The organism is Exiguobacterium sp. SH31, assembly GCF_001816105.1.
GTDB lineage: Bacteria > Bacillota > Bacilli > Exiguobacteriales > Exiguobacteriaceae > Exiguobacterium > Exiguobacterium aurantiacum_A.
This window is the reverse complement of record NZ_LYTG01000006.1, coordinates 1-22,542: the sequence shown is the minus strand read 5'-3', so window position 1 is coordinate 22,542 and position 22,542 is coordinate 1. Positions and strand designations below refer to the sequence as shown.

Genomic DNA, 22,542 nt, shown 5'->3' with positions numbered 1-22,542 from the left:
CTGCGGTGTTTTTGGGGTCGATCGATTAGTTTAAGACTTTGATTGTGATTGATTTACGACCGAAGTTGAGCGCTTGCTGTTGTGTCGGCATCAAGAGGTCAATTTTGTTCCCTTTGATTGCGCCGCCAGTGTCTCCAGCGATTGCTTCGCCGTAGCCTTCAACCCATACTTTAGAGCCGAGCGGGATGACTGAAGGGTCAACCGCAATGACTTTTTGGTTCGGGTTCGAACGAACGTCGATACCTGTTGCCGTGATACCAGAGCAACCTGCACAATATGGCGTGTACGCCGTTGCTTCAACTGTCATCGTCTTACCCGAAGCCGGAGCTTGAGTTTGCGTTGTAGACGTAGACTGTTTTGTCACCGGTGCAGACGTTGATGCTTTTGGTTTAGCTGCTGGTGCACTGTTCGCAACCGATGCTGCTTTGGCACCTTTCACAGCGAATTGTTGACCAGGGAAAATGAGATCTGATTTAAGACCGTTCCATGTCATCAATTGATTGACAGAGACACCGTTGTTTGTCGCGATCCGATACAACGTGTCGCCTGATTTAACTGTGTAAGTGTTTGAAGAAGCTGTCGCTTTTGCTTCCGACTTCGCAAGCTTCAACACTTGGTTAGGATAAATCATATTCGAGTTTAAGCTATTTGCTTGTTTGATGTCGTTCACAGATACACCGTTGTTCACGGCGATACGGTACAAAGTATCTCCAGACTGAACCGTGTGTGTTGATGCTGCCGAAGCTGGAGCAGCGACTCCTAAACTAAGGCCAGCGAGTGCCGTTAGTGTCAATAGTGGTTTTTTCATAAGAATATTCCTCCCTTTTCTAACGCTCCCTTACTGTAACACCTCTATATTTCACTGCCGTTACAGGCTGATATGAGAGTGATATCAGTTCAGTTACAGAAGCTTTCAGGGAGATGAGAGGAGTCTGAATTCTTACAATCTAGATAAAAATGGCTTTGTTGAGCCGTTTTCAGCTATACTGATAAGGTGAGAAAGGAGGTTTTAGTCTTTGGAACTATTACTGCTGTATTACATTGTGACTAATTTACTAGCGTTTATGTCATTTTTCCTCGATAAACGACGTGCAAAATCCGGGGCTTGGCGTATTTCGGAACAAACGTTGCTCATTCTCGTCTGGATCGGGGGAGCGTTTGGGGCTTATGTCGCGATGCGCCTCTTCCGTCACAAGACGTTGAAGCCGAAGTTTCGGATCGGGGTCCCGGTCGCGATTCTCGTTCACGCCGGGATCACGTCACTTTTCATCTTCTGAATTGATCCGGCTATCTTTTCTGCTCCATTATATAGAAGGAACGTGATAAGACGTCTCGTGACAATAAGTATATAAATGTCGGATTAATCATGAATTCATCGGGTTCAAGACTGTCAGCCCGGTGCAATCCCGAAACAAATGTTCAAATATTGAGGTGGGATGAAGATGTTGGAACAAAGTTCACTTCAGAGCGTGGAATCGTCAACAGGCGCGGTCATGACAGCTATGATCCACGTGACCGATCACTTCCACGCCTTTATAGTGAGGGCAGGTCGCGTCAACTTGATGGTCAACGGGGACCGTCATAGTCTCCGCACCGGGTCGGGCCTTTTGTTAGCGCCGGGGCAACTGTATCAAGTCGTTTCGTCCGAAGAAGCGACTCGGTTCGTCGACGTCCGTGTCGATCCATACGACTTGTTCGCACCGTTGCTTGCCGAAAGGTTCGTCACGCCGTTCATGACGGGGGCGACGTTGCCCCTAAAACTCCTCACGCCGACCGAGCGCGCGGAGAAGGCCGTGTTAGATACGATCGACAAGGTATCCCGAAGTTTACATGGCGACTCATCGTTCGCCCTCTTAGATGCCACGCTCCAGATGGCGGTCGTCTGGCGTTACTGGATTCAACAGACAAACGAGCAACCGCGATTGGTCGGTCAAGACCGGATGAAGGCGATGCTCGCTTATATCCATGAACATGTGACGGAGCGCGTGACGCTCGAACAGATTGCCGAGGCCGGTGGCTTGAGCCGGGCGGAATGTTGCCGTTATTTCACGAAGTGGACCGCCACGAGCCCGCTCGCCTATGCGTGTGACGTCCGCATGGAAGCGGCGGCGCATCAGTTACAAGAGACGACGGAGTCGGTCGCCGCAATAGCGAGTCACTACGGCTACACGAGCGTCAGTCACTTCGTCCAGACGTTCAAGAAAGTACATAAGGTCACCCCGCTCGTCTACCGCAAGGGCAAGAAGACCAAGTGAAGAGGAAATGAAAACAGGAGTCTGGCCGCCGAGTTTCGATGGCTAGACCCCTTCTTTTTGCGTTCTCGATGGACGAGAGACGATTTCATTCCTCATGCACGACCGACACGATGACATTTCCAACTTTCTGACCGGCGTCCACATAGCGGTGCGCTGCGACGATTTCCTCCATCGGATAGATCGAATCGATGACGGCCTTCAGGTCTCCGGCTTCAAACATCTGATTCAACAGGCTCAGATCTTCTTTCCGTTCGCTTGCTACTCCCTGTCCGGCAACCGAACTGAACCGGCCTTTTTCCCCGACATGTTTACGAGCCATCCGCTTATCGATTTTTCCTGCCGCGTCAAACACAGCGTCGTACGTTGTCAGTTCGCTGTCATAGCCCTCTTTTGTATAATCGATGACTACGTCTGCGCCAAGGCTTTTGACCAATTCGAAGTTTCGTTCCCGACAGACACCTGTCACGTGAGCACCGAAATGTTTGGCAATCTGTACCGCGATGGAACCGACCGCCCCGGAAGCTCCGTAAATCAATACGGACTTCGCTTGTTCGATGTTCACCTTACGCAAAAAATGAAGGGCTGTCGTTCCACCGAACGGAAGACTGGCTGCTTCTGCAAAGCTTGCGTGTTTAGGCATGATCTCGACACATTTCGTCTCTTTGATACACGCATATTCGGCGTAGCCGCCAAATCGCATCCCGGTCAGCGCATAGACACGATCTCCCACTTTAAAGTTCTCCACGCGACGACCCGTCTCCACCACTTCACCTGCTAGGACGACACCTAAGACAGGCTGTCTCGGGGCGTTAAAGCCGACGACGACCCGCATCGGCAACTTACCTGCTGCCGGTACATCTAACGCACGAAGCCGGCGGTCCCCGGATTGAACGGCTGATGCGTGTACTCTAATCAGCAGTTCGGTTGCTTTCGGTACAGGCTTTTTAATTTCCTGAAGCTGTAACACATCCGGCGGACCATATGCGGTACAAATCACTGCTCTCATCGTGTACCTCCTCACAAGTCGCTTGTCTTTTAGCGGGCGGTCCAACCACCGTCTGCTTTCAAGACGTCCCCGTTGACGAAGCTCGAGTCACTCGAAGCGAGGAACAGCGCGGCGTTTGCGATTTGATCCGGTTCGCCAATCGGTGCTTCTCCTGCCCCTTGAATGGCGCGCATCCCGAGCTCGCTCGGCGCCGTGATCGTCGCCCCGATGTTCGTATTGACCCCGCCTGGTGCGATGGCGTTGGCCCGAATCTTGCCGAACGTGCCATACGTCGCGGCGATGTTTTTCGTAAGGCCGATGAGCGCGTGTTTTGATGCGACATACGCGGCCCCGCCTCGTGTCCCGAACAAGCCGCCGACCGAGGCGATATTGATGATGACCCCGCCCGACTCCTGTTTCTCCATCACGTTGATGGCGGCCCGGGCGATCTTCATCGGACCGGTCAAGTTGACCGCGATGACACGGTCCCACACGTCGTCGGTCACTTCACCGACCGTCATGAAGTTGTCCATGATGCCGGCGTTGTTCACTAAAATATCGAGTGAGCCGAACTGCCCCGTCGCCGTCGCGACCATGTTGTCGATGTCCGCTTGCTTCGTCACGTTCGCGGCGATACCGACCGCTTCCCCGCCGGACGACTTGATCTCACTTGCGACCGCCTCGACCGTATCCCCGTTCATATCGACGGCGACGATGCGAGCACCTTCCGCGGCGTATAGCTTGGCGATGGCCCGCCCCATTCCAGAACCGGCACCGGTCACGAGCGCTGTCTTGCCTGATAGTTTCACACAGCATTCCTCCTTGGCTAAGTAGAAGACGACACAGCAAAACGACAAGTGCGGACTGAACACGTGTCAGTACTCTATACCCGAATTTTTAAGTGACCTGCATGCTGTTATGGAAGAATGTTCTTCTTTTCGTACGATATCTCCTTTACAATGAAAGGAATACATATATTGGGATTTGAGGAAGGATTGATGACTTGGGACGATATGATACTGAAGTGATCGGTAGCGGGTCTCCGCTGTTGTTCCTACCGGCTGGGGGATTCTCAGGAAACGAGGGACTGACGCTCGCCGAGGCGCTTGCCGACGACTTCGAGGTCCATCTGCTCGATCTGCCAGGGTTCGGTCGCAGCGAAGGACTCAAAGGGAGAGTCACTTCTTTGGAATTAGCGGATTGGGTGAACGGCTATATCGTGGAAGCAGGACTCGGCCTTGTCCATGTGAGCGGTCACTCGCTCGGGGGCGCGGTCGCACTCGCGTTTGCCGCCCATTACCCTGAAAAGCTGGAACGGCTCGTCTTGCTCGATGCCGGACATAAGCCGTTCCCGCGTGTCCCACTGCAAGAATATGGCGCGTTTGGACTCGTCGTACCGCTCTTGAACGTGATCTACCGCATACTTGGGCCGGCAGCCGTCCGGAAAATCGAGGCGAAATTCATAACGGACAAAGCGGCAGAACCGATTTCAGAGGAACAGTTCAAAGCGTTCTGCACGCAGACGGGTTTACCTGAGCGGGACGAAGTATGCCGGGCCTTGGACGCTCCTGCCAAACTAGGTCCCGGTGGAATGAACTTACTGTTCGGCTACTATAACTTGGACATGAGCCGACTCATGAGTATGCTCCGCGTACCGACGCTTCTCGTCTACGCTGACTTTATCGGCGTGGACACGAAAGAAGCTGAATTGACGAAGTCTGCCGTTGCGAGTCTTCAGCAAGACCGACTTCCGGTCACCTTTCAGTCCGTTCCCGGAGGTCACTTCGTTCATTGGAGTCCGGAGTTCCCGCTCGAGCGGGTGCGTCAGTTTTTATTATCAACACAAGGAGCGAGTTCTTATGAAGCGTAATCAACAGATTGTGCTCATCATCGTCGTTGTGTTGCTACTCTCTGCCGGGATTGTCTGGCAAGTGGAATCGACCGAGCAACCCGAATTATCAGCGACGGCCGAGCCCATCCTGGTCCATCAGGTCGCTGACCCTGAGATGACAATCCGTTTCTTCACAGAACGCTACTCAACGGACGAGCTGAGCGATGAACTGTTCATCGAAGGCATCGGCTTAGAGATTACCATCGACGACCGTGTCGAATCGGTCACGTCCCGCTCGCTGTCAGATGATGGTCTCACCTGGTCGGTCGACGGACGGACGTGCGGGGATGAGCCAGACTGTGTTCCGTTTGATATCTTATATGGGATGAATCATGGGACGACGACACGTGTCGTCGTCGAGTTGGACGGGGACCGGTTCGAGCCGGAATTAATGAAGACGAAAGCCGGGAATGACGTTTGGTTCGTCGTCGTCGACCAAATCGAATCGATTGACGCCATCACGGGTTATGACGCCTCGGGTGACGTCGTGTATCGCTATCCTCAATGAAAAAAGAGATTCGGGGAGTAGTCCCCAAATCTCTTAACGTTCACAGGCGATTCCGTCTCTATCACGGTCTTTCCCAATGTTTGCTTGGTAGAGTGCCGCGTTGACGAGCGGCTTATACTGCGTCTTGCCGCCTTTGTTTTTGATGGTCTTGTTTTTCGCGACACCACCCTTGTAGGTTTTGTTGAGCTCGGTACAGTTTTTAAACTTTTTGGCAGCGGCATCAGCCGGATTCGCAGGAGCGAGGCTCAGCGTAAACAAAGCGAGACAGGCCACAGTTGCACGAAGCAGTTTCTTCATTCTTATTTCCTCCAAATTAGCAGACGATACGTCTAGCAGTTTTCATCATTATACGGTTGATTACGAGAAATATACCTCTTTTGCAAATATGATAAAGACAGAAAGGAACGTGTTTTATTATGGATTTGTTTATTTTAATGCAAGAGCGCGCGGTACCTCTGCTCGTGCTCACATTTTTCTTGGTACTGAATCTTGCATTCCTAATAGGGGTTTGGAAGAAACGGATCAACTTCTCAAAACTTTTTTTGCTGTTCGCCAGCTCACTCGCTGTGGTTCTCATGATTTCATCCGTCATGCTCATCACATTTACGTTATTCGTCGGCTATAATCAGTGACTTTTGCAAATTCCTATTGCCGCAACATCTGTAGAAGGAATAAACCCACCTCTTTTTTTGAAAGAGGTGGGTTTATTCATGGAAAATTATTTTGTCGCTTCGTATTCCAACGCTTCCCCGTTCGTCTCGATGACGTGCTTATACCAATCGAACGAGTCTTTCTTCATCCGCTCCATCGAGCCGTTGCCTTCATTATCACGGTCGACGTAAATCATGCCATACCGCTTCTTCATCTCGCCCGTCGTGAACGAGACGATGTCGATGATGCCCCATGGCGTGTAGCCGATCAAGTCGACGCCGTCATAGACGACCGCTTGTTTCAGCTGCTCGATGTGGGCCTTCAAGTAATCGATGCGGGCCGCGTCGTGAATCTTTCCATCGACGATCTCATCGACGGCGCCAAAACCGTTCTCGACGATGAAGAGCGGGATCTGATAGCGGTCGTACAACCGATTCAGCACGTAGCGAAGACCGACCGGATCGATCGCCCAACCCCAGTCGCTCGACTTGATATATGGGTTCTCGACACCGTTCGGCAGGCCACCGTTGACGATGTCGCCGCTGTTGTCAGCGACGACGTCGCTCTTCACGGTCGTCGACATGTAGTAGCTGAAACCGAGGTAGTCGACAGTCCCGTTCTTCAAGATGTCGTCGTCCCCGTCTAGAATCGGGATGTTGTAGCCTTCACGCTCGAACTCGTTCAAAGCGTAGCTCGGATAGAACCCGCGTACTTGCACGTCCGGGAAGAAGTAGCGCTGGCGCATCATCTCCTCGGCGAGCATGACGTCGTCCGGGTTCGACGAATACGGATAGATCGGCACGTGCGATACCATCGCCCCGATCTCGAAGTCCGGGTTGATCGCTTTCCCTTTGGCGACGGCGAGCGCACTCGCAATCAACTCATGGTGCCCCGTCTGATACATGACCTCACGGGCGTTCTCGCCTTCCTCGACGATGACGCCTGAGTTCGTCCAGAGGAAGAGCGGATTGTTGACGTCCATCTTGTTATTGATCTCGTTGAACGTCATCCAATATTTGACCTTGTCTTTGTAACGGTCGAAACAGACCTCGGCGAAGCGGACGAAATGGTCGACGACGGCCCGGTTGCGGAACCCGCCGTACTCACGGGCGAGGTGGAGCGGCATCTCGAAGTGGGACAACGTGATGATCGGCTCGATGCCGTGCTTCAACAGCTCATCGAACAAGTCATCGTAAAACTTGAGCCCGGCCTCGTTCGGTTCGGCGTCGTCACCGTTCGGGAAGATGCGGCTCCAGCCGATCGACGTCCGGAGACACTTCAAACCCATCTCGGCGAACAAGGCGACGTCTTCTTTATAGCGGTGGTAGAAGTCGATTGCCTCATGGTTCGGATAAAACTCGTCCGGCTCGACCTTGTCCGTGATCCGGCGTGCGACGCCATGGGCGCCTGCTGTCAAGACGTCGACGACGCTCGGGCCTTTGCCGTCGGCGTCCCAGCCGCCTTCAAATTGATGGGCGGCGAGGGCGCCACCCCATAGAAAATCTTTCGGTAATGTCTTCATGTTTATTCCTCCTTATTGATGAACAATCGTGAGCATCGGTGTCGTCGTGTCAGTCTCATCGCTCGGTTGAACGAGCACATCAGCATAAGTCGAGCTGTTCGTCACGATGACTGGTGTGATACTTGATAAGTTATGGGCGGCAATCATGTCGCGATCGAACGTCATCAATACATCGCCCGCTTTGAAGCTGTCCCCATCTTTGACGTGGACAGTGAACGGTTTCCCGTCAAGTGTCACGGTGTCGAGCCCGACGTGAATCAAGAGCTCGATCCCTGAGTTCGAGCGCAGTCCAATCGCATGTTTTGTCGGTGCGACCATGACGACCGTCCCATCTAATGGCGCCACAATGTTATTCCCGTTTGGTTCGACGGCGTAACCTTTCCCCATTGCCCCAGAGCCGAACACGTCGTCCGGGACATCACTCAAGGCGATGACTTTCCCTGATAGCGGTGCAGAGATCGTTTCTTCTTGGACGACCGTCGCGCTCGCTTCCGCTGTCGCTGGCGTCGCCAATTCTTCATTTGCCTGTTTGGCAGTGTCTTCCCCGAAGCCGAAGATTTGAATCAAGATGACCGGGAGGATGATGGCAATCGCCGTCCCGATTAACAGTCCCCAAATCGATGTCGGCACGTCTTCACTGATTCCGTTCACGAGCGTGAGCGGACCTGGCAGACCGGCGTAGGCAAAGTAGTATGGGGTGAAGAAACTTGCGACGATGGCACCGGTCGCACCCGAAATGCATCCGAAGATGAATGGTTTCTTGAAGCGTAGCGTCACACCGTAGATGGCAGGCTCGGTGATCCCGAACAGACCGGTGATTCCTGCCGACACTCCAACTTTTTTGATTTCCTGACTTTTCGCTTTCAAGATGACACCGAGGACGGCGCCGACTTGGGCGATGACGGCGATCGTCTGATAGGCTTGGAACGAATCACGGCCGTATAGGTCGAAGTTGGCGAGCACCATCGGCGTCACACCCCAATGGACGCCGAAGATGACGACGACTTGCCAAAGTCCCCCGATGATGGCACCTGCGAGCATCGGTGCGTTCTCCGCTAAGAAGTTATACCCGTTCGCGATCCCGACCGCACCCATCGTCGTGATTGGTCCGATGACGAGGATCGTGAGCGGCACCATGAGCACTAAACTGAAGAATGGGACGAACAAAGGACGAATGACTTCATTCATATGCCGGTTCAAGAACCGCTCGACGTAAGATAAGATCCAGACGAGGAAGAGCGGTGGCAAGACGGAAGACGTGTACGTCGTACCGGACAAGGCAATCCCAAGGAAGCTTATCGCCTCCCCTGACGTGATGCGTGCCGCCATCTCGGACCATGTCGGACTGACCAAGGCCGCACTTGCCGCGACGGAAATGAACGTGTTCGTCTTGAAGTGTTTTGATGCCGTGATGGCGATAAAGATCGGTAAGAACGTGAACGGTGCCCATGAGATGAAGCTGAACACTTCGTACGTCCCCGTCTCGGCGAAACCTTCAAATACCAATGTCGTTAGAATGAGTACACCTTGCAAAATCCCGGCTGCCGCTAAAATATAGATGAACGGCGCGAACACCGCGGACATCGTCGCGATGATCCGGTTGAGTATCGTTCCTTTTTGGTCCGCCTCCGTTTCAGTGCCTTCGATTTTTACGAGCTGCGTGAACTCCTCGAACACTTCTCCGACGTGCTGTCCGATGACGACTTGGAACTGTCCGCCCGTCTCGACGACCGTGATGACGCCTGGCATCGCCATGACACGCTCTTTCGCCTGCGGGTTTGACCGCTTCAAGACGAGACGAAGCCGTGTCGCACACCGGGCTGCGTTGATGATGTTGTCTTCCCCGCCGACAGCCTCCAAGATGTCCTTGGCGAGTTTTGAATAATCCCGAACTTTACTCAAGTGAATACCCTCCTTTTTTCATAACGCTTACATTTTGTACACCCTTACTATAATTGTACCGGTACAATTAATCAATAGCGATACAATAAAAAAGTTTGTGAACGTTTAGCAAACATGTGTGTGGTATAATGAAGGCAACATTTTCAAGTAGATGAGGGATGAACGTGCTAAAATACCAACAGATTGCAGCAGAGATCGAACAGTACATCAATCAACATGATTTGAAACAAGGCGATAAACTTCCCGTGCTCGAACAGTTGATGAGCCAATATGCCGTCAGTAAGAGCACGGTGACGAAAGCGCTCGAACTGCTCGAACGGCGTGGGGTAGTCTTCCAACTTCGCGGGAGCGGCATCTTCGTCCGGCGTCATAACCGCCCGGGCTACATGAGCCTGTTCTCGACGCAAGGGTTCAAGAGCAATCTCGGCGACCGCGTCTTGACGTCGGACGTGCTCGACGTCTCGGTCACAAAACCTGACGAGACAGTTGCGCAGAACCTCGGGATCGACGTGACGGACGACGTCTATCACGTCGAACGGGTCCGCTTCGTCGATGGCGAGGTGCTTTGTCACGAGGAGTCGTATTACGTGAAGCAAATCGTCCCGTATTTGAACCGGGAGATCGTTGCCGACTCGATCTTCGATTATGTCCAGAGCGCGCTCGGCGTCACGATCGGCTTCTCCGACATGTACATGCAGGTCGGTCGGTTGAACGCGTCGGAAGCCGGATACCTCGGCCTGCAGGAAGACGACCCGACGCTTCGGATCGAGACGATCTTTCACCTTACGAACGGGAAGCCGTTCGATTACTCACGTATCACGTACCATTACGAACACTCCCAGTTCGTCGTACAGGCGAACGGGCCGTACATGTGAAAACACCGCTCTACGCGATTTGCGTGGAGCGGTGTTTTTGTGTGGTTCAGATGAGCGGTTTACGTTTCAAATCCAGTAACGTATCATCCGTTTTGTGAAGCAATTCGTTGAATCGTTCTGCACCATGCGCTTCGATGAACGCTTCTTCGGATGGGAAGATTGGAATGAACCAGATTGGGATAACGGTTTGTTCGTCCCCTTCATATACATGAAACGATTCATCAAAATAAAACGGCGTCGCCACATAAATCGAGGAGAATTTTAATCGTTTGAAGACGTTAGGTGGGAGTTCAAAATATTCGCCGAGTTTGAAAGCGTGATGTGTCTCGAGTGCATGCATCGTTAATTGCCACAACAACTCAAGCACGTCCTCATACGAACGTTTTTGTTTAAAACTCAACAGTAACTCTTGATGTGTATGTGTCCCGTCCTCGTTTTGTAGCGTATGCCAATGAAGGCCTAGCGTCGAAATCGTGAACGTATCGGTTATAGGGCTATCATTAAACTGTAAAAACTGGACGGTCTGTTCTAACAATTCCTCTGTCTCGAATTGATTCGTGAATTCTCCACAATGGGATTCGAGGTGCTCTAAATAATTCAATGGTTGCTCCTACTTTCTTTTAAGTGGTAGTGATGCGCATTCGACTCTATTGAGTCAAATAGTTATACGCATCAGAATCGACTGCGCATATTTTTCGAATATAGTTTAAACGATCAGATTCGCTAGGGAAAGTTTGAGGCGTGAGTATGATGTCACACGAGGCCTGGGCCACGTGATGCAGTAGCTGTTCGACGACTTTAAACACCTCTGCCAAGTGCTCTGGACTTAATCGAACGTTCGGAGTGACGAGATAACTGGCATGAATCACATTTTCCTTTGACTCAAATTCAGAAGCTTCATGTTCAGAAAACCACGGATAATCGGTGAGCTCACTCCGCCTTCTCTCATCTTTAATCAAGAGGAATGCATCACTCTCGTCAAGTCGTATTCGCCAAACCTCACTATCGACTGATTTGAATTCTCTAAGTGTATTCAAAGTTCATCCCCTTTGTATGGATTGGTTTTGAGAGAATTAACAATAACAACTTTTGTTTTATTCTAGATGCATGCCAATGTCTAAAAGCTTCTCTTCTAAATGTCTGAGATTTATATTTGTATGAATCCCCATCAGATAGTCAAACCCAACAAAAACTTTGAGCGATTGTTCTTTCTTATTTGAAGGATACGGTTCTAAGTGTAAATAAAGCTCTTCTCTCAACAATAACCGAATCACACAATCGACTCTCCACCCCGTCAAAATCGTTCCTTTTTTCACAGCTTTGTACAAAGCTGTCGTTTTTAAATCATATAGGTTCTTTGGGAAATTAGGTGGATTATATTCGTGAACTGAGAGAACTCCTCTCTTCTCAATATAAGTAACCTTGAGCGCGGTCACCTTGCAATAATTCATAATCATTTTCACCGATTTCACATATGCGTCTTCAATTCTCATGTATTCCTCGAAATTAAGTATATCGCCATCAAACGACTTTCCAACATCGGATATTGATGTCCACTCATTTTTTTCGTAGCCACCGAACTCATCTCGGTATTCTGGATTGTATTTGCTTAATCTATATCGATACATCACTTCACCTGATTTCTGTATGCTTTCTTACTTTAAGTGCCAAATAAGATCAGCGAGGCATACCCTTATGGTTTGATACGTTGTGTAGTTTTCAAAACAGTCTCTTATTCTTCAGATTGAACAAACTCTCCGCCAAACGTCCATCCATTTTGTTTCAACATTTTTTCAAATTGTTCATTGAACCGGTTGATATCAATATTCTTGTTTTTTTTCTTACAGAAGACATTACCATCAATTAAAATTAACGGCGATTGAGAGTTTTCTGTTTCCCATATGGGTTTCCACATCACATTTTTTTGATATTCCTTCGTACTATACTCGTTGACGTAACATTCATCGGATACGCCAAATCGAATCACATTTCGCTGCGCCGTTCGCAATGAAATGCCATTAGCTCCTCCCCATGAATCAGGACTCGCACTATCATCTTCCCAAAAACATTTTGGACAAATCGAAAACGTCCCTGGTGGTTCTTCATCCATCGTCTTATAACCACAACAGGTGCATGTATACAGCTCCATTTATGTAACTCCAATCCGTTATTTTCACTGACTTTTCAAGGGTCTATATGCATGAAATATGATTTCAAAACCGCTTAATCGAACCGTTCACATGATCGAGAAAATAATACACATCGTCCGCATCATGAGCCAGTACGAAGTTTCCAAAGAGGTTAGGATGAAATTCTCCGATGAATATCTCGAATGTCTGTACAGGTGTAGTTGAGGAAAACGACTTCCAAAACCCTTTTGCTTTCGGAATCTCTAGTTGAGGTAACAACCTGTCTTCAATCAACTTCTCCCACTCTGCGTCATGTAGCGTCAATCGATAGACCGTCTCGCTTAGAGCAATTGTACCACCGAAACAGAACGTCAATTCAATCGGGTACGCACCACGTGTCACGTGACGAAAAAACGTCTCGTAATCCGCTGTATCGATCGATTTAACGGATTCAATATTCGTCCCTTGGAGTGTCAGACCCTCACGGTAATAGCTTACCAACCAATCCGTTTCATTTGAGAACGTGACGACGTCTTCACGCTGGTCGTCACAGGAAAGTATCAGCCATGGGGCGATTTCCTCGCGATTGCGAATGGTCGCGGATGTGACAGACTCCTCTTCTAAGCGTTCAAACGAGAAACGATGTCTCTTCGGCAACAGTACCTTTGTTTTCCGCTCCACGCGTAACGTGAACTCTGCGTCGGCGAGATGTCGGTAAATTAGGCGATTTGCTTCTCCCTCTTTGAATGCATGGCTCGGTAAAATCAGCATCTCTTTCTGATGATAGAGGATTCGACAAAGTTTCAAGTCCGGCTCGTTCGCATAATCCGTAAAATAAGTCGCGAGCATGTATGCCTCCTCAGGCAAACGTCGCTCTAACTCCGTCCATCCGTATAGCTCCACGATGTCCGGTAACCCGTTTTCATCGGTGATAGCGTCCCAAAATGCGTTCCAGTTCATCCCATAATGCGAAGGGAAATGGAACCGTTCTTTTAACAAATTATGCAACTCGGTTTCCGTCGCGATGTCCGAGACGTCTAGCGTCACACGAGTGATTCGGTCTCTCTGTTTACACACCTCAATCGGATGCATCCAGACATACACCGTCTCAACGACCCCAGATGATGCGGCATCGACATAGACGTCTCGCGTGAACGGATGCAAGATGAGGTAACGTAGTATCGTTACATCGGTAAAACCCTTATCGATCTGTATGTCATCCGAATGAAATGAAAAGATGTCAGCATCTTGTCGACGAATCGAGCGATACACCTCATCAAGCCTTTGATCATAGACTTGGTCGAATTCATAACGGTCGATTTTCCATAACGTCCCATCGTTCGAACGTGATAATCTTTCCGTCTTTTGTTCAAATTTATCCGTGTCCACTGCGTGTCGACGCACAAATAAAGCCGTGGTCGCGTCAACTTCACGTAACCACGGACGTTTCACATTCATCTTTTCCATCGCCTCCGGTAAAAAAGATAACCGAGCGGGAGTCCCGTCAACAACGCGAGTCCAATCATCCGAAAAGATTTCGGCTCTATCGTCTGAACGTCACCTGAACCAACAGTAAGGGCATCCTCCACAGAACCTTGATCGTTTGAATGTGTTTCGACCAAGAGTTTCTGATACATTTCGAGCGTGATCGTGTCTCCGCTGATGAACCGTTTCGCATCGGTCGTCATGGCGGTCAACGTCTCCCCGTTTAAGTCAAACCAGGCATTCTCTTGAGCAGAATGGACGAGTGAGCCGGACACATCAGCTAAGGCAATGGCCAACTCGTCGCCATACCCGAACGTGGAGAAGGCGAAAATGCCCGGTTCTTGCTCCCACGTACCGATGACGTTTCTCGGCTCCCCATCTTGTAGGACAGCTGATACGTACTCCTTGCTCGAGACGAACGTACACATTTCGTCCAACGAATAACAGGATTGCGCGGCAATCAATACTTCATGGGGCGGACCGAACGAGACGGTGCGACTTTCCGTCAAGTGATAGTTACTCGGGTCGTCTCCTTCGATATGGTCGAGGACGATTGACTCGAAATGTTCTTCAGCGAAACGCTCCGCGGATCGTTCTGTCGGCGCCGCAGCTGCCGACGTAGCACCGAGCGTGAAGACCCCGGCTAAAGCGAATGTTGTGATCAGGCGGAACATGTTTCTTTCTCCTTTCAACCGACAGACATTTGTTTTAGGAATGACGCATCAATCCGAATCAGTTCCGCATGTGGATGTTTTTGGCGCTCGATGATTCGGCCAAACCGTTTTGAGGCGACGAATCGATTCGACTCGTGAATCCACGCCAGGCGCACGAGTGCGAGGCGCAACTGCTTACGACCGTCACTCATCCGAAGGTGATCGACTTTATTATCAGCATCTAGGCGATTGATGAACAGCTCGACTTTACACTCTTCCTTCACCAAATAGGATACCAGATAAGCGGCCTGTTGAGTCAACTCTTCGTAACGGGCGTGGAGACCATTCCCGAGCGGACCGCTCAAGTCAAGCATCAATGTGAACGTATCGAGGTTTTGGCGCTCATATACTTTCGCCTGTAGCTTCCCTGTCTTGGCTGTAGCGACCCAGTCAATTTGTTTCACCGGCTCTTGCTCATATTGTTTTGAGCTTTGGATCATCAACGGGTCGTGGAGCGGTGAATGTTTGACGAGTCGATCCCCCATCCTTACCAGGCGTGAATCGGAAGTAGATAGGTCGCTTCGTCACGAAGTTGTAGGGAATGCACGCGCTGATTTTCGTCAAACATCACCCTTCATAATCACAGCTCAGTAATCCTTCCTTTAAACAAAAGCCCCCAATCAATAGAGCGAACTGATTGGGGACCGGGTATCACGACTGCGATACTGGAAAATCATGTGACTTGTTCTCTAGAGATGCCTCCAAATACTTTTGATACTGTGTGTAAAGTGGCACGATTTTTAATTCACTATCGTCGCTTATTTTTATAGTCTTAGGCTGCACGTTAACGTTCTCTTTTATAGCTTCGACATTTTCTTTGTCACCAATGCATGCCGATAACAGAATCAAAGGAATACAAAGTAGAAGAAGTGTGAATCTTTTCAACTGAACGACCTCCGTCTCTTTTTAAACCATCAAGCATTTATCGTGAGCTTTTATCATGATGATGTTTTTTCTCTTCGAAAGACTGTGTAGTAAAGATTATGAGTCACCTTCCTTTTACATGTTAAATTGTACCATATTTTCTATCAAATTACCTTTCGACATTTTAATCAACTTGTAAATATCACTGTTGTTTTTTGGGTTTACGTTGAGACGTTGTGCTTAACTTCCTATTATTCGTCATACAAAAAAATTGCCCGTTCATTGAACGAGCAACCAGACTTCTCCTGTATAAATATCATCCTCATCTTGAATCCGCTCGTGGAACCGATGCACCTCGACATCCGCTGAGGCTACGAGCTTTTGTTGAAACACATCATCTAAGGGCAAGGGCGTCCATGTCTGATCCGGTGAGTCACGTTTCATAAACACCTTCAATCGTGCATCATTTTCAAACACGAGGAGTTCGGACTGCCAAAGCGTCGGAAGGTCCAACAAGACGACGACCCGGTTCCGCTCCTCTTCTCGGAGACGCACGAGACGGGAGGCCCCTCCATCATCGCCTCGATGACCGCATATTGAATCCGGCTGTTCTCCTGCACCGACAGTAAGAACGATTGATCAATTGGGATTTTGTTGTGCCAATACCCGTCATGGAACGTCGTCGGGAACGAATAGGTCTGTTCGTCGATATACGTGCGCAATCGTTTCAATCTTCGTCTGATACCGCGCACTTTCGCTCGTCTCTTCAAGATGTTCTTCCCAATATGGCGTCGACTTGCTGCTGGTGATGCCGGTCATGTCCGATGAACTCGGTGACGATATAAGTAAGCGTATACGGAACACCCTGATGCGGGCAATGGGTCACCCCGTTCGCCGTCGTGTGCGAAGTCAGCGTCTCTTGACGCAATGACCGCAGCACTTCTATGAGTGAACTTCGACTCTTTTTGGCTAATTGGAGAACGTTTTCTCCCGAGAGACGTTTCGCTTTTTGGGTCGCCCGCGCGTTAAACGAGTCGAACTCAGGGAAGATCATCCCTTCCCCGTTCTTCACGGCTGGGATGATGACGTTCAACAGATGGTTGTCCCAATGGGCGATGTGAAGGACGACTGCTTTGATTGACCATTTGTCGGTCGCAATTGGCTTTTCCCACATCGATTCATCCAATCTCTCTAGCGTGTTTAGCCAATCTGTATAGGATGCAAATTCGTCGATGACGTTTGAACGATTAGTCATGAATCTGTCCCTCCTCAATTCATAAGGTAAGGAAATTGTATCATGTTCGATTACTTCTGTTCCGGTCATATTTTTCTATCCTTGGTCAATCAAGGAACGCTTGACGGAAGCGATTGATTCTCACAATGATGACTTATACATCTAGCGAGATGGACACTTTCTTTTTGAATTGTGGAGTTATCCCGTCGATTGAAATCGAACCGTAAGTGACCGTTAAGCCTTCTGGCGTCGGGACAATAGAAAGGGAAAACGCATTTAGCCAGTCCGCTGACGTCGGAAATACCCCAGGGGCCCAATCCAGTTCAAGTTCGTGCCCAGCAATCGCGTAGGAGAATGGCACATGACGATACACGTCGACGAGCAGTCGTTCGATTAGCTGTGTGAACGCGGATCTCGATGCAGGATGTGAAACGACATCCCCCCAGTTCAAATCGATGAGAATCCCGACATAAGTGTCCATCACTTGAAGGGACACGGTCATCACCATATCCACGCCTCCAAAATAGTTGCTTCGTAAATGGATAGATCCGTAATGCCCGATCCGAGCAAAGTCGGTATCTGTCGTTGTCATCCAATCGTTCCCCGCTTCATCCTGACTGAATGTCACGTTTATGATTTCTCCACCGCTACTTAACAGTTCCTCACATACATTTTGAGCAAGTTTAGGTAACGGATAATGGCTCGGATAAGCCATCCCGATGGAAATGAATCCGCCTGCTTGATCCATTCGAACACCTCCTTTTTCAATCATACAAAAAACGGCACCGTTAGGAACGGTACCGCGCTATGTTTGAGCCTCAGATGTTTATGCTAATGACGCCCTATTCATTCACTGCTTCGATCCATCCTGCATCATTCGCATCATACGAGTGATTCGTTTACGCGACAGCAGTCGGGGCAGGAAGGCAACGAGCCGATTCCGTCTCCCTGGGATGATCAAGGTCTCTCCGTTCATGAAACCGCGATACCCGATATCCGCGACCCGTCCTGCTTCCATGATCGTGCCCGTTTGAAACAGTTTTGACGCCTGCATCCCGGAGCGGTCGACGAAACCGGTCGATGTTAACCCTGGACATAAAGCGGTCACCGTCACGTTCGTCCCGCTCACTTCATTTTCGAGCGCTTCTGAGAACGACAACACGTATGACTTCGTCGCGTGGTACACCGACATCAATGGTCCCGGGAAAAAACCGACCATGGAAGACACATTCATGACGCCCCCTTGATTCCGTTCAACCATACCGGGTAAAAACAATTTGGTCATCACCGTCAACGCCTTGATGTTGACGTCAATCATATTCACCTCTTGGTTCATGTCTGTCTCTAAGAACGTCCCGTACAGACCGAACCCGGCATTGTTGACCAAGTAGTCCACGTGGATCCCCTTCTCCTGGAGCTCCTTGTAAATCGCTTCTGGCACTCCAGGTGACGCGATGTCTTTGGCGATGACGGTGACGCCGACACCATGATTGATCCGATAATCTTTAGCGATTTCTAACAGTTTCGCTTCATTCCGTGACACGAGTACCATCTCATGTCCATCCCGGGCAAAGCGATCGGCCAATTCTTTGCCGATCCCACCTGACACGCCTGTGATGAGAACCGTTTTTTTCATGGCAGTCTCTCCCTCTTTTTCTGCTACAAGCAGTAGTCTCACATACTTCAGAACGTAATGATGACCTTTCCTTTCGGCCGACCCGTCGCAACTAACTGTAGTGCTTCGTTCACTTCATCAATCGTAAATCGTTTCGGATGAAGGGCAGGAACGACTTGGTTCGCCTCCACGACGCTCGTGATTTCTTTGAGTTGTGACCCATTCGCACGTACGAAGATGAAGCGGTATTCGACGTCATGTTTTTTGGCCATCCGGTCATATTTCGCACCCGCCATCGAAAATAACGTTTGTTTCCAGAACGGGAGCTGTCGGTCTTTTGCGAAACGTTTATTCGGTCCTGTCCGCAAAGACAGGAGTCGTCCGCCTCGTTTGAGGATGCTCAGCTCTTTCTTGAATTCTGTCGGCCCTAACGTATCGATGACATAATCCACGTTTTTCAGGACGTCCTCATAGTTTTGCGTCGTATAATCCAAATATTGATCGGCACCGAGCTTCAGCGTCCGTTCGCGTGACTCCGCATTTCCACTGACGATCACTGTCAGACCTAACGACTTCGCGAGCGGAACGGCCATTTGACCGAAACTACCCGATCCCCCCGGAATGAACACAGATTGTCCGGACTGGACGTTTAACTCTTCATGTAGTCCTTGGTAGGCTGTGAGTCCCGTTAAAGCGACAGCTGCTGCCTCTTCGTAAGATAAGTTTTTGGGCATCCTTGCGATGGCAGATGCATCGACTGCTACATATTCAGCGATGGCCCCGATTTTTTCGATCGGCAGACGCGTGTAGACGTCATCCCCGACGGAATAACCGGTCACATGTTTCCCGACCTGTTCGACGACACCCGCCAGTTCGTTCCCGATTGTCAGCGGGAAAGCATAATCTTGAATCAGTTTTACGCTACCGGTCATGATCAACATCTCGAGTGGATTGATGGCGGCGGCCTTTACCATGATCAACACATCATTGTCCCCGATGTCCGGAACACGTACCTCGTTCACTTGCGCTTCGATTACTTTCGAATATCGACTGATTTGAGCTGCTTTCATCATTTTGTTCATGATTGACTCTCCTTTGTTTGTCTCGACAGATGATCAAATCGCATCTGAATCGAGGAATAGGTTGACGTGTGCGGCAAATCGTTCGGGGAACTGGAACAGATGACCGTGTCCAGAATCCGGATAGACGATCAATTGTGCGTTCGGTATTTTTTCGGCCAAAATGTAACTGTTCTCAGTCGGCACCATGACATCTTTAATCCCATTCGTCACAAGGACCGGTTGTTCGATCGCATGTAGCCATGCATAGTCTTCGTCCGGCTTTTGTTGCGCCCATTTCGCAACGGCTTGTAACTGTGCACCCTAAGTATGATAAAAACCTGTTGACGTTTTTTAGAATGAACGTTCTAAAACAGGTAAAAAAAGAAAGTCAGTCCAACACGCTGAGTGCCAGCGCGATGATGCTTTCTAATTCTTTTTGCGTGTAGTTCGTTTTGATCAAGACACGAAGACCGATCAAGTTGTTGTGCAAGAAACGCGCCGTCTGTTCCGAATCGATGTCGGTTGACAGCTCGCCACTGATTTTTCCTTGTTGAATCAACTCTTGGAACATGTCCTCGGTCCGATGGAACATCGTCGTCGCCATCCGGTCTACCTCTTGGTCCAAGAGCGACAATTCGACGGCTGCATTGACGGATAGGCACCCTTTTGGATAGGTTTCAGAAGACCGCAGGATGAAGCGGAACACGTCCTCGATGGCTGATTTGATGGACTCATGTTGATGAATAATCGTCTCCATCTCATGCGTGATGAATTTTTCATACTCGCCGAGCGATGCTAAGAACAACGAGCGTTTGTCGCCGAACGTGTCGTAAATGCTTCTTCGATGAATCCCCATATGGTCGACCAAGTCTTGCATCGATGTTTTCTCATACCCTTGTTCCCAAAACAATTCCATCGCTTTCTTTAATACAATCGTTTCGTCAAACTCTTTACTTCTAGCCATCTCGATCCTCCTTCGGTCACCACACAGTTTTAGAATGAACGTTCTAACTACACCCTCACTATATCCTTTCTAGAACGATTAGTAAAGAATGAAGTTGATTACACGAAAGAAGAGGAGCATCATCCTCCCGGGACGACGCTCCTCTTCTCGTGATTATCTCTCCAATCGTTAGGAATAAGTTTCTACTGTCGATTGGAGAGCACATGCTGAACGGGACCGTTCAGCATGTTTACAGCCAGACTGGTAAAGAAAAGAAAACCAAGAACAATACGGTCAAGACACCGACGACCGGACTGAGCGAGCGATAGCCCTTCTTGAACAAGACGATCATCGTGTAGGCGATGAAGCCGAGCCCGATGCCATCGACGATGGAGTACGTGAACGGGATCATGATAATGACGAGGATCGCCGGGAAGGCCTGCTCCCAATTGTCGAGTGGCAGATGCTTCACGTTCTGGAACATCATCATGCCGATGATGATCAAGACCGGTGCGATCGCCGTCACCGGAATGATCGCGAACAGCGGCAACAGCAAGAGCGAGACGACGTAAAGACCTGACGTCACGAACGACGAGATGCCGCCGCGTGCGCCGACCGAGATGCCGGCCGCGACCTCGACCGTCGAGACGGTCGGGCTCGAGCCGAACATGGCACCGGCCATCGTCGACAACCCTTGGGCGATCAAGCCTTTCGGGGCTTGATCGTCCTTGCCGATCGCCCGCGTCTGATTCTGGATCAGGCTGATGTTCTCGATCAACAAGACGAGCGTCAACACGCCGACCGCGATCAGGAAGATCGGTGATGTCGACTGCGCGAACGACACGTTGCCGAACACGGTACCGAACGACTCGAAGAACGGTGTGAGCGCGAACTCACCTGTCCAGTCGAGCGTGCCCGTGACAGCGCTCAAGCCGACACCGAACGCGATCGTCCAGAGGAAGCTGCTCGGTCCCATCTTCAAGAACAAAAGAATCGCAACGAATAGCGTCAGGAACGCGACCTGCACCGGTCGCTCCCCAAGGTCTCCGATGTGGAGCAGTGCCCCACCACCGCCCGAGACGATCCCTGCCGCTTCGAGCCCGATCAAGATGAGGAACAGGCCGAGTCCGACCGTCAGTCCGTCATGAATAATCGGCGGGAACGCGTTCGCGAGTTTCCTCGCCACTTTCGTCACCGTCATGAGGACGACAAGCGCCCCCGAGACGAGCGAGACGGCGAGCGCACTCTGCCAGCTCAGCCCCATCTGCAAGACGAGCGTGTACGTGAACAACGCATTGATGCCCATACCAGGTAGGAGCAACAACGGTAAGTTGAACAGTCCCGCGATGAACGTCCCGATGATGCTTGTCAAAATCGCTCCGACGAGCGCTCCCTCGAACGGGAGTCCGGCTTGTGTCAAGATTGCCGCATGTACGGCCGGGATGTATGCTGTCGCCAGAAAGTTCAGCACGCCCCCGTATGTTTCTGTTTTCCATTCTGTTTGTTTTGCCATAGGAATCAATCCTTTGTTGGCACCCTCACCCACCCATGTGGTTACACACGAGACTCATTATATCCTGTCTGACTTCAGACATGCAACACTATCGTAGTTCAATTCCACCTTTGGACCCAGTGTTGAGACGACTCCATCTAAAGGTTCATTTTATAAAATAAGAACAAGCGTTCTTATTTTCAGCATCTATTTTAGTCGGAATCTGCTATAATGAAGAGGCAGGTTAACACAGCAATAGTGGGGTCAGCCGCCAATTCCGCAATGGAGGAAGGCGGTGGTGCGGATGGAACAACTATGGACCTGGGTCGGCGATTACGTAATCGTCCCGATCCTCGCTCCGATCATTGTTCACTTGGTAATCTACCAATCATCCGATCGTGCAAAGTCTGAACGCAC

23 protein-coding genes and 2 pseudogenes are annotated in these 22,542 nt (G+C 50.1%); 5 read left to right on the top strand and 20 right to left on the bottom strand.

Features of this window, described 5'->3' with window-relative positions; genetic code table 11:
- Window positions 1-25: 25 nt before the first annotated feature.
- Window positions 26-808, bottom strand: a complete 783-nt coding sequence (locus A6395_RS01095; RefSeq protein WP_035386025.1) for a LysM peptidoglycan-binding and 3D domain-containing protein — start codon at window positions 806-808, stop codon at window positions 26-28.
- Between the two features lie 208 nt (window positions 809-1,016).
- On the opposite strand from A6395_RS01095, the gene A6395_RS01090 reads away from it, so the two are divergent.
- Both A6395_RS01090 and A6395_RS01085 read left to right on the top strand, forming a co-directional pair.
- The gene (locus A6395_RS01090; RefSeq protein WP_071397523.1) at window positions 1,017-1,277 is read left to right on the top strand and encodes a DUF1294 domain-containing protein; all 261 of its coding nucleotides are present in this window, start codon (window positions 1,017-1,019) and stop codon (window positions 1,275-1,277) included.
- Between the two features lie 165 nt (window positions 1,278-1,442).
- Complete coding sequence (locus A6395_RS01085; protein WP_071397522.1) at window positions 1,443-2,255, top strand: helix-turn-helix domain-containing protein; 813 nt, start codon at window positions 1,443-1,445, stop codon at window positions 2,253-2,255.
- A gap of 85 nt (window positions 2,256-2,340) precedes the next feature.
- On the opposite strand, the gene A6395_RS01080 is transcribed toward A6395_RS01085, so the two are convergent.
- Entirely contained in the window at window positions 2,341-3,261 is a 921-nt protein-coding gene (locus tag A6395_RS01080; RefSeq protein WP_071397521.1) for an NAD(P)-dependent alcohol dehydrogenase, read from the bottom strand.
- Between the two features lie 29 nt (window positions 3,262-3,290).
- Window positions 3,291-4,049: a glucose 1-dehydrogenase gene (locus A6395_RS01075; RefSeq protein WP_071397520.1), complete on the bottom strand. Its 759-nt coding sequence runs from the start codon at window positions 4,047-4,049 to the stop codon at window positions 3,291-3,293.
- Window positions 4,050-4,243: 194 nt separating this feature from the next.
- Between A6395_RS01075 and A6395_RS01070 the strand changes: the two genes are divergently transcribed.
- Window positions 4,244-5,110, top strand: a complete 867-nt coding sequence (locus A6395_RS01070) for an alpha/beta fold hydrolase (RefSeq protein WP_159429438.1) — start codon at window positions 4,244-4,246, stop codon at window positions 5,108-5,110.
- Window positions 5,100-5,639 carry a hypothetical protein gene (locus A6395_RS01065; RefSeq protein ID WP_071397518.1) on the top strand — a complete coding sequence of 180 codons (540 nt, stop codon included), beginning with the start codon at window positions 5,100-5,102 and terminating at the stop codon, window positions 5,637-5,639. The genes A6395_RS01070 and A6395_RS01065 overlap by 11 nt, the downstream gene beginning before the upstream one ends.
- Window positions 5,640-5,672: 33 nt before the next feature.
- On the opposite strand, the gene A6395_RS01060 is transcribed toward A6395_RS01065, so the two are convergent.
- The 3 genes from A6395_RS01060 to A6395_RS01045 all read right to left on the bottom strand — a co-directional run bounded on the left by A6395_RS01060 (window position 5,673) and on the right by A6395_RS01045 (window position 9,714).
- The gene (locus tag A6395_RS01060; RefSeq protein WP_016508727.1) at window positions 5,673-5,936 is read right to left on the bottom strand and encodes an excalibur calcium-binding domain-containing protein; all 264 of its coding nucleotides are present in this window, start codon (window positions 5,934-5,936) and stop codon (window positions 5,673-5,675) included.
- Between the two features lie 421 nt (window positions 5,937-6,357).
- Window positions 6,358-7,812: a 6-phospho-beta-glucosidase BglA gene (gene bglA / locus A6395_RS01050; RefSeq protein ID WP_071397517.1), complete on the bottom strand. Its 1,455-nt coding sequence runs from the start codon at window positions 7,810-7,812 to the stop codon at window positions 6,358-6,360.
- Window positions 7,813-7,824: 12 nt separating this feature from the next.
- On the bottom strand, window positions 7,825-9,714 hold the full coding sequence (locus A6395_RS01045) for a beta-glucoside-specific PTS transporter subunit IIABC (protein WP_071397516.1): 1,890 nt from the start codon (window positions 9,712-9,714) through the stop codon (window positions 7,825-7,827).
- 164 nt (window positions 9,715-9,878) lie between these two features.
- On the opposite strand from A6395_RS01045, the gene A6395_RS01040 reads away from it, so the two are divergent.
- Window positions 9,879-10,589 (top strand): GntR family transcriptional regulator, encoded by a 711-nt coding sequence (locus A6395_RS01040; protein ID WP_071397538.1) that lies wholly within the window; start codon window positions 9,879-9,881, stop codon window positions 10,587-10,589.
- Window positions 10,590-10,635: 46 nt separating this feature from the next.
- Here A6395_RS01040 and A6395_RS01035 read toward each other — a convergent pair whose 3' ends face one another.
- The 14 genes and pseudogenes from A6395_RS01035 to A6395_RS00965 form a co-directional block, all read right to left on the bottom strand.
- A complete protein-coding gene (locus tag A6395_RS01035; RefSeq protein ID WP_071397515.1) occupies window positions 10,636-11,190 on the bottom strand; it encodes a suppressor of fused domain protein in 555 nt (184 codons plus the stop codon).
- A 493-nt stretch (window positions 11,191-11,683) separates the two neighbouring features.
- Window positions 11,684-12,217 carry a hypothetical protein gene (locus A6395_RS01025; protein ID WP_071397513.1) on the bottom strand — a complete coding sequence of 178 codons (534 nt, stop codon included), beginning with the start codon at window positions 12,215-12,217 and terminating at the stop codon, window positions 11,684-11,686.
- Window positions 12,218-12,489: 272 nt separating this feature from the next.
- A pseudogene (locus A6395_RS16155) lies at window positions 12,490-12,738 on the bottom strand (CPCC family cysteine-rich protein); the annotation flags it as partial.
- Between the two features lie 64 nt (window positions 12,739-12,802).
- The gene (locus A6395_RS01015; protein ID WP_084812887.1) at window positions 12,803-14,185 is read right to left on the bottom strand and encodes a barstar family protein; all 1,383 of its coding nucleotides are present in this window, start codon (window positions 14,183-14,185) and stop codon (window positions 12,803-12,805) included.
- Entirely contained in the window at window positions 14,173-14,877 is a 705-nt protein-coding gene (locus A6395_RS01010) for a hypothetical protein (protein ID WP_071397510.1), read from the bottom strand. Before A6395_RS01010 ends, A6395_RS01015 begins: the two co-directional genes overlap by 13 nt.
- A gap of 14 nt (window positions 14,878-14,891) precedes the next feature.
- Window positions 14,892-15,401 (bottom strand): DUF58 domain-containing protein, encoded by a 510-nt coding sequence (locus tag A6395_RS01005; protein ID WP_071397509.1) that lies wholly within the window; start codon window positions 15,399-15,401, stop codon window positions 14,892-14,894.
- 658 nt (window positions 15,402-16,059) lie between these two features.
- Window positions 16,060-16,335, bottom strand: a complete 276-nt coding sequence (locus A6395_RS00995) for a DUF3916 domain-containing protein (RefSeq protein WP_071397507.1) — start codon at window positions 16,333-16,335, stop codon at window positions 16,060-16,062.
- Between the two features lie 211 nt (window positions 16,336-16,546).
- Entirely contained in the window at window positions 16,547-17,035 is a 489-nt protein-coding gene (locus A6395_RS00990) for a DinB family protein (protein ID WP_071397506.1), read from the bottom strand.
- A gap of 133 nt (window positions 17,036-17,168) precedes the next feature.
- On the bottom strand, window positions 17,169-17,762 hold the full coding sequence (locus tag A6395_RS00985) for an Imm64 family immunity protein (protein WP_071397505.1): 594 nt from the start codon (window positions 17,760-17,762) through the stop codon (window positions 17,169-17,171).
- A 102-nt stretch (window positions 17,763-17,864) separates the two neighbouring features.
- Entirely contained in the window at window positions 17,865-18,650 is a 786-nt protein-coding gene (locus tag A6395_RS00980) for an SDR family NAD(P)-dependent oxidoreductase (protein ID WP_071397504.1), read from the bottom strand.
- A gap of 47 nt (window positions 18,651-18,697) precedes the next feature.
- The gene (locus tag A6395_RS00975) at window positions 18,698-19,711 is read right to left on the bottom strand and encodes an NADP-dependent oxidoreductase (RefSeq protein WP_071397503.1); all 1,014 of its coding nucleotides are present in this window, start codon (window positions 19,709-19,711) and stop codon (window positions 18,698-18,700) included.
- 33 nt (window positions 19,712-19,744) lie between these two features.
- A pseudogene (locus tag A6395_RS15635) lies at window positions 19,745-19,978 on the bottom strand (alpha/beta fold hydrolase); the annotation flags it as partial.
- Window positions 19,979-20,078: 100 nt separating this feature from the next.
- Window positions 20,079-20,654 (bottom strand): TetR/AcrR family transcriptional regulator, encoded by a 576-nt coding sequence (locus A6395_RS00970; protein ID WP_071397502.1) that lies wholly within the window; start codon window positions 20,652-20,654, stop codon window positions 20,079-20,081.
- Window positions 20,655-20,883: 229 nt separating this feature from the next.
- Window positions 20,884-22,146: an NCS2 family permease gene (locus A6395_RS00965; RefSeq protein ID WP_016508713.1), complete on the bottom strand. Its 1,263-nt coding sequence runs from the start codon at window positions 22,144-22,146 to the stop codon at window positions 20,884-20,886.
- Window positions 22,147-22,542: the final 396 nt, after the last annotated feature.